We start from the raw sequence: 4,813 nt of genomic DNA, 5'->3' as shown, positions 1-4,813 counted from the left end.
ATATTCAATATTGTAATGTTTTTCAGTACTTTTAGTATAACGGATGAATTAATAAGAGTATCTTTTAAGGTTCAGTCTTATATGAAAAAAGTAACACAAAGAAAGTGCGCATTGAATGAAAAAGAATAGAAAAGATTAAAAGAAATACAATTGAAATTAATCTTCATGTATGAATATAAGCTTTAATGATATTATTAAAAGCTTATATTCAGTTTAATAAATTTATTGAAGAACTAAAAACGAATATATTGAAACTAAAGGCCACTACTGAACATCTTAAGATGTCAGCCGGTTTTCATATACATAGAAGAATCAAGGATTTTGCCCCAAAATGCTTAGATGATTTTAATAACCCTAGATAGCCATCTTATAAAATATGTAATAAATAAGCAGTTGTTTTATGAATAGATGGCAAGAAATTCTTAAATAATCTCTGACTCGTTTAGAATCATCTATACCGTTAATAATTAACGGATTAAAAGCATTTAAGTCTCAATTAACGAATTTTTCTACAAAATAAATGGCAATAAAATTCGTACACTCGAAGAACTAGAACACTTTAAATCTTTGGCTAAGAAACTTTAAACTTAGTATAGAGTATTTTAAAATCTACATCTTTCAATATTTGTAAATCCGATTTTGAAAATAAAATTTATGATCCTTTTGAAGAAATAGAGAAGACGCTTTAGAAAAGTTAACAACAATCAAGATACAGTTTTTTGCTCTTTTTGTATGATATTGATATATACAACTAAAATAAAGTTTCCATACCAGTATGTCACAACTATTTTTCATAATATTAAAACCTGTCTGAGTCGCGCACATTATCGATACTTTTAAGAATTCACGTAAATATTAAAATATTTCGGTCAGCACAAGATATTATTCACCAAGTGCTCCGTGCAAATAAATCACTCTCATAGGGAGGCAACTCATTTCTTTCAAAGAATACAATTTTCATCACTTTCAGAATTAAAAGACCAGTATTTGTTAAATATATATGGGGTGTTTTCATCCAGAAGATCACCAAAATTAGAGAAAATTTTATGATCCCATTCTGTAAATGGTGGCACAAAGCCCTTCTCTCTTCAATACTCTGTTTAAAGATGAGCTTCTACACTATAATCCTCCCATAAAAATAGTATTCAGAAAGGGACTCAGGATTTTCACTCTTTGATGATAATTGCTTTCAATTTCAGTGAAATTTGAGGGACATCTTAAGCAAGGAAACTAATAACTTCTCCTTATAGCCTCTTCATTCAAATTTTTTGAACTGTTTGGAGCAACTAACCATCTGCCGTCATAATAGGTGAAAGAAGTTTAAAGAATAATAAATTTTTTGTGTGTATAATGTTTTACCTTGTATTTGGGTGTTATTTCAAACCTTTTAGGCTTCTCACCAAAAAACCATCAACAGCGCTCTTTAAAACTTTTTTAAATTTATTCAAATTAGGGCTGTTCTTATCCTTGAATTTTATGATTTAACTAAGGGAGCTAACACCTTATAGATTTTTTCTTTTTTTGTTGAGGGTACAAAAATACCTGTAAACCTATAACTTTACCTTGATTCCTATTCTATAAAGGAATCTAAAAAGATTTAACGTTGTGTTAATTAGATACTATCATAGTCACTTCAGATAGACGAATGATACATCTTTTTAAGAAAGATTGCCTTATTTTAAAATCGTATTCACTAAAGCTTCTTCATATTTCTGTTTTGACGTAATAGAATAAAAAACATTTATATCATCGTTTTTCTTAAGTATAAGTTATTATACTATAAATATTTTAGATCATCTCAAAGAAAATATCTTTAAATCATATAAAAAAGGCCTATAAAAGGGCATACCCGAGGGGGAATGGAACGCGGCGGGGCCAGACACCACACACAACACACAGTACGGACCTCATTTAAAAATGAATTAACTAACCCTGTTTGTGTGTTTTTTAGGGGGGTATAAAGAGAGAGACGACCCCCCAACCTTACAGGGATTTAAAATAGGTTATTTTAGTTCGATTTTTGTTCCAGGTACTTTAAGTTTTTTTCTTCATTCTGAATGCGCTGATAAATTTCTTCTCGATGCACTGGAATATGTTTCGGTGCTTCAATACCAATTCGTACTTGATTACCTCGAACTTCTAAGACTGTTATGACAATCTTTGCGTTAGATAAATGACCTTGAAAAGTAGTTGAACCTACTGGGAGTTTACTTGTTTCACTTTTAAGTTTCTTATCATTTCCAATGATTAAACGCTGACCAAGGGTTCTGGTTAGAACTAACATGATTAACTTCCTTTATCTTCAAGCTACCTTGCTAAATCGGTAGCAGTTTTACGAAGAATTTCCTGTACATACTTTCCTTGAAGTCTCAGGAGATTCGCTTAAAAAGCGTTCTATTCTAATAGATAAACTTTAAAACAAACCATTATACCTAGGATAGCAAGAAGTACAAGGAGGATCAAATTTTACATTTAAAACTTTTGAGTTATATTGGTGATCTTCTGTAAACTTTAACACCCACAGAAGTTCCCACAAGTAAAATATCCGCGGGGCGATGAGCAAATAGTCCATTACTGACAACCCCAGGAATATTATTCAGTATTCTTTCAAGTGTTAAAGGATCAAGAATATTTAAATTATGAACATCCAAAAGAACATTGCCATTATCAGTAATGTACCCTTGACGATAAATAGGATTACCTTTTAATTTTAAAATTTCACGCGCGACAAAACTTCGAGCCATTGAAATCACTTCAATGGGCAAAGGAAATTTACCTAAAACGTTAACTTCTTTGCTGTCATCTGCCACGCAAATAAAATGCTTAGAAGCGGCAGCGATAATTTTCTCACGTGTCAATGCACCCCCGCCGCCCTTGATAAGATAAAAATGTTTATTAAATTCATCTGCACCATCTATATATACTTCCAAATTTGAAACTAAATTAAGATCCATTAAGGGAATCCCTTTTTCCTTTAAAAGTTTCTCCGTAATCATAGAACTAGCTACTGCACCCTCAATTGGGTGTTTCATCTCAGCAAGTGCATCGATAAAATAATTTACGGTGGATCCAGTTCCAACGCCAATAATGTCAATATTTTTGATATATTGAAGAGCTTCTAACGCTGCTATTTTTTTAAGGTTGTCTTTTTTAACATTCTTACTCATGAGTAAATTAATTAAAACTTCTAATTTTTTACCGTCCATGTACATAATAGTTTTATTAATCTAGGTATATTATGGAATCACTAATTATACCAACATCTTTGGTACATCTTCTGACTGAGTAAGTCAAGTTACCTTAAAAATATTTTTTATTTTCATAATGGCCGTGATACGGTTACTAACGAGGATTAAACGTAATACTTTGGTATGTCCTTTACTACCCTGGGATTGTCAAGTAGGTTATAACAAATGCTCTGTAGGAAGCAAATTTTTATATCAATGATATAAAATATAAGCCTTTTAAAAAAAGCAACCCTACTTGAGTATTACAGAAGAGACCACCTCCACCCCCCGAGAATCCCCTCCCACATCATCCAGATAGGATAACCTTCGACTCTACTTTATTATCTTTGTAAGTCAGTCCTGTTTACTCAATTATCTTTTGTAAACAAATTCTTTTACTTAAATCGATATTAAAAAACTACTGGTTACTCATACTGAGTATCATACTGAGTATATAGTAAGGTAACTTTTTTAGCCACATACTCTTATATACGATAAACGCTTCAGCATAAACATATTGAGGATATTGAAACAAAGAGATAATATTAGAAACTATTCTACATGATACCCCTTTTTCTTTGAAAGCCTCAAAAAACAATACACCTCACCTAATCCCTCAAAAATTTTTAAGGTCAGTATTAAGTGTATTGGGTTCTATTAGTTTTTCGAGCAAAATCAATTTAAAATTGACAAAATCAATGGAATATTAGAAAGACTTTAATTTTTACTTTTGATACCATAGCTGATTTGAGTTATTCGATTATTAGATTATTTTAGCTTGACTCTCGTTACTTAATACATCTATTTTTAAAAAAAAATACTATATTTAAAATAAAACTATATTTATATGATATCAGTTTATCTAAAAATTAATGGATTTTATTATCGACCTACGCCATAACTAACACAACGACGATCATCGTAGTAGACTATAAATAAAATTCATGACCTCCCATATTAATTTTTTAGCTCTCCTTAATCCAAACTAACTAGAACCTAAACGATGAGAAAGATCAAACTAATTGATCTAAAAATTTCATGGATTTATCATTTTTTAATGAATATATATATTAAAATATTTATTAAAATTAAAATTTGAAATAAAATCTTTAGAAAAGATAGATATTTTTAAATGAGGATCTTGGTAAGGGGAAAGTGTTACTGCGCTCACTATATTTTTCTCATAGGAAATCTTTAATATTTCCATAAAATATTGAAATATTCTTAACAGTAAATACGAAATTAACTTTTTTAAAAAACTATTAAAAAGATTTTAGGTTATTGAAAAAAGTTCATCATGAACCATAATTTTACAAAGTGTACTGAAAATATTAATCAACAAAGACTCTGAGAATACCGTATTATTAAATTTACAATAGTTGTTCAGTTTATCGTGTAAGTTATTTTAAGAAAATAGATGTTCCAATTCCTTTAACTCTTAGAGAGACTAAGATAAAGTGACGTTTTATTTTGATTTTTAACCAACCTAAAAGAAGATCCCTTCAAAAAATTTCATGATTCTGTTTAAAAATTTTCCAAGTTTATTAGAAATATTTTTTTGTAGTTGGAATATCTAAGCTTTATTT

The 4,813-nt window shown here is 29.8% G+C and carries 2 protein-coding genes; both read right to left on the bottom strand.

Annotation, left to right across the window (positions count from 1 at the left end; all coding sequences use genetic code 11):
- Positions 1-2,008: 2,008 nt before the first annotated feature.
- Positions 2,009-2,158, bottom strand: a complete 150-nt coding sequence (locus CLERM_RS04150) for a carbon storage regulator (protein ID WP_338028236.1) — start codon at positions 2,156-2,158, stop codon at positions 2,009-2,011.
- A 328-nt stretch (positions 2,159-2,486) separates the two neighbouring features.
- The gene (rpiA, locus tag CLERM_RS03360) at positions 2,487-3,167 is read right to left on the bottom strand and encodes a ribose-5-phosphate isomerase RpiA (RefSeq protein WP_102157179.1); all 681 of its coding nucleotides are present in this window, start codon (positions 3,165-3,167) and stop codon (positions 2,487-2,489) included.
- Positions 3,168-4,813 lie beyond the last annotated feature (1,646 nt).

The sequence above is a fragment of the Coxiella-like endosymbiont genome (assembly GCF_002871095.1).
Classification (GTDB): Bacteria; Pseudomonadota; Gammaproteobacteria; order Coxiellales; family Coxiellaceae; genus Coxiella.
The sequence above is the reverse complement of the archived record's forward strand: the minus strand, read 5'-3'. Positions and strand labels throughout refer to the sequence as shown.